At 70.1% G+C, this 3,353-nt stretch carries 3 protein-coding genes; 2 read left to right on the forward strand and 1 reads right to left on the reverse strand.

Annotated elements, in window-relative coordinates:
* Nucleotides 1-2,013: copper-translocating P-type ATPase (locus VEG08_15480; protein ID HXZ29396.1), on the forward strand; the 2,013-nt coding region annotated here is incomplete at its 5' end.
* Here VEG08_15480 and VEG08_15485 read toward each other — a convergent pair.
* Entirely contained in the window at nucleotides 2,010-2,498 is a 489-nt protein-coding gene (locus tag VEG08_15485; protein ID HXZ29397.1) for a TlpA disulfide reductase family protein, read from the reverse strand. The genes VEG08_15480 and VEG08_15485 overlap by 4 nt on opposite strands.
* Before the next feature lie 25 nt (nucleotides 2,499-2,523).
* Between VEG08_15485 and VEG08_15490 the strand changes: the two genes are divergently transcribed.
* Nucleotides 2,524-3,353, forward strand: an 830-nt coding sequence (locus VEG08_15490; protein ID HXZ29398.1) for a glycosyltransferase, incomplete at its 3' end; no start/stop codon positions are given.

The following is a 3,353-nucleotide window of genomic DNA, read 5'->3' on the forward strand; positions in this document are numbered from 1 at the left end:
ACGGCGCAGGAGGAAGAGAACCCCGAACTGCGGGTGATGTCACGCCGCTTCTGGGTGGGGCTAGTACTGACCGCCCCCCTGCTGGTGCTGGCCATGGGCGGGATGTGGCTGCACCTGGGCCTGGCGCCCCGGGTCTCGCAATGGATCGAGTTCCTGCTGGCCACGCCGGTGGTGCTGTGGGGCGGCTGGCCTTTCTTCGAGCGCGGCTGGCAGTCGGTCCTCAACCGGAGCGCCAACATGTTCACCCTGATCGCCATGGGGACGGGCGTCGCCTACCTTTACAGCGCGGTGGCCGTGCTGGCGCCGGGAGCCTTCCCGGAGTCGCTGCGTGGGCACGGCGGCGAGGTGCACGTGTACTTCGAGGCCGCGGCCGCCATCGTGGTGCTGGTGCTGCTGGGCCAGGTTCTGGAGTTGCGGGCGCGAGCGCAGACCTCGAGCGCCATCCGCGCCCTGCTCGATCTGAGCCCCAAGACGGCGCGCCGCCTCACCGACGGCGCCGAGGCCGACATCCCCCTGGATCAGGTTCAGGCGGGCGACCGCCTGCGCGTGCGTCCCGGCGAAAAGATCCCGGCGGATGGTGTCGTGCTGGAGGGCGCCAGCCCGGTGGACGAGTCCATGATCACGGGCGAGTCCATCCCGGTGGAGAAAGGACCGGGCAGCCGGGTGATCGGCGGCACGCTGAACGGCACCGGCGGCCTGGTGATGCGCGCCGAGAAGGTGGGCAGCGAGACCCTGCTGGCGCAGATCGTGCGCCTGGTGAGCGAGGCGCAGCGCAGCCGCGCCCCCATCCAGCGGCTGGCGGACCGCGTCTCTTCCTACTTCGTGCCGGCGGTGATGGCGGCGGCGGTGGCGACCTTCGTAGCCTGGGGCCTGTGGGGGCCGCAACCGCGGCTGGCTTACGCCCTGGTGAACGCGGTGGCGGTGCTGATCATCGCCTGTCCCTGCGCGCTCGGTCTGGCCACGCCCATGGCCATCATGGTGGGCACCGGGCGCGGAGCGCGTGCCGGCGTGCTCATCCGCAACGCCGAGGCGCTCGAGATCCTGGAGAAGGTCGACACCGTGGTGGTGGACAAGACCGGCACGCTGACCGAAGGCAAGCCGCGGCTGGTGTCGGTGGCAGCGGCGGCGGACACGCAGGAAGAAGAGCTGCTGCGCTTGGTTGCCAGCCTGGAGAAGGGAAGCGAGCACCCGGTAGCAGCGGCGGTGGTGGCGGGCGCCCAGGAGCGCGGGCTCAAGCTCTCCGAGTGCCGCGACTTCCGCTCGTTTCCGGGACGGGGCGCGAGCGGCACGGTGGACGCGCGCAGCGTCGCCGCGGGGAACGAAAAGCTGCTCGAGGAACTGAAGATCGACGCCGGCGAGCTGCCGGCGCGCGCCCAGGCTTTGCGCGGAGAAGGGCAGACGGTGATCTTCGCGGCGGTGGATGGCCGGGCGGCCGGGCTGCTGGGCGTCGCCGATCCGCTCAAAGACTCCACGCCCGAAGCGCTGCGGGAGTTGCGCGCCCAGGGCGTGCAGGTGGTCATGCTCACCGGCGATAGCCGCGCCACGGCGGAGGCGGTGGCCCGCAGGTTGGGCATCGAGGAGTTCGAGGCCGAGGTCCTGCCGGAGAAGAAGTCCGAAGTGGTGAAGCGGCTGCAGGCGCAGGGACGGGTGGTGGCCATGGCGGGCGACGGCGTGAACGACGCGCCCGCGCTGGCCCAGGCCGACGTAGGCATCGCCATGGGCACCGGCACCGACGTAGCCATGGAGAGCGGCGGCGTCACCCTGGTGAAGGGCGATCTGCGGGGCATCGTGCGGGCGCGGCGGCTGAGCCAGGCCACCATGCGCAACATCCGCCAGAACCTGGTGTGGGCCTTCGGCTACAACGCCCTGGGGGTGCCCATCGCCGGCGGCGTGCTCTATCCTCTCTTCGGATTCGCGGCGCTGCTGAACCCGATCCTCGCGGCGGCCGCCATGAGTTTCAGCTCGGTGAGCGTGATCTCCAATTCGCTGCGGCTGCGGCGCGTGAAGCTCTAGAGCTTGTTCAGGTAGTCGAGGATGTTGGGATCGGTCCAGTCCACCGGTCCGATGAACTTGCGGCGCAGCACGCCGTTCTCGTCGATGATGTAGGTTTCGGGATACTTCCAGGTGCCGTAGAGGCCGCTGCTCTTCTTGCCCTGGGGGTCGCGCACGTTGACCAGGTCCTGCATCTTGTAGTCGCGGATGAAGTCGCGGTAGGCCTGCTCGTCCACGTCCACGCTCACCGCGATGACCTCGACCTTGGGGCGGGTGCGCTGCTGCATGGCGACCAGCGACGGTGTCTCTTCGACGCAGGGCGGGCACCAGGTGGCCCAGAAGTTCAGCACCACCACCTTGCCGCGGTGGTCGCGCAGCGTCACTTTGCGGTCGGAGTCCTGCACGGTGAAGTCGGGGGCGGGTCGGCCGATCAGGGCAGGTTCGGTGCCCCGGTCGCACCCCAGGACCAGGGCCGCGAACAGCAGCAGATAGGAGCAGCGTCGCACCCCTCTATAATAACTGGATACGCCCATGACGCCAGCCCCTCAGGAGAACGGACCAGCCGTGTCGGTCATCGTGCCGGCGCGCAACGAGGAGGCCAGCCTGGGAGCCTGCCTGGAATCGCTGGTTTGCCAGGAGGGGGTGGACTTCGAGGTGGTGGTCGTGGACGACGGCTCCGCCGACCGCACCCCCGCCATCGCGAAGTCGTTCCCGGGCGTGCGCGTACTTGAGGCCGGGCCGCTGCCGGAGGGGTGGAGCGGGAAATCGAATGCCTTGGTCGGCGGCGTCGGTCAGGCGCGCGGCGCCTGGCTGCTGTTCACCGACGCCGACACGGTGCACCGGCCCGGGTCGCTGGCGCGCAGCCTGGCCGAGGCGAAGGAGCACGGCGCGGCCCTGCTCTCCTATTCCCCGGCGCAGGAGATCCACGGCTTCTGGGAGCACGCAGTGATGCCGCTGGTGTTTTCCGATCTCTCCCGCACCTACCCGCCGGCAAAGGTCAACGATCCGGCCTCGCCGGTGGCCGCCGCCAACGGCCAGTACCTGCTGGTGGAGCGCGGCGCCTACGAGGCAGTGGGAGGACACGCGGCCGTCGCGCAGGAGCTCCTGGAAGACGTCGCGCTCGCCCGGGTCTTCAAGCGCGCCGCCTATCGCCTGCATTTTCGCTACGGGGGCGACGCGGTGCGCACCCGCATGTACCGCAGCTTGGGGCAAATGTGCGAGGGCTGGACCAAGAACCTGGCCTTGCTCTTTCCGGCCGTGCGGCTGGCAGCCTGGCGCGGCCTGGAGTTCCTGTGGATCGCGGGGAGCGTGGCGCTGACAGCCTGGGGCGCGGCCGCAGGGGAAAGAAGGCTTGCGGCCCT

The sequence above is a fragment of the Terriglobales bacterium genome, assembly GCA_035624475.1.
Taxonomy (GTDB): domain Bacteria; phylum Acidobacteriota; class Terriglobia; order Terriglobales; family Acidobacteriaceae; genus DASPRL01.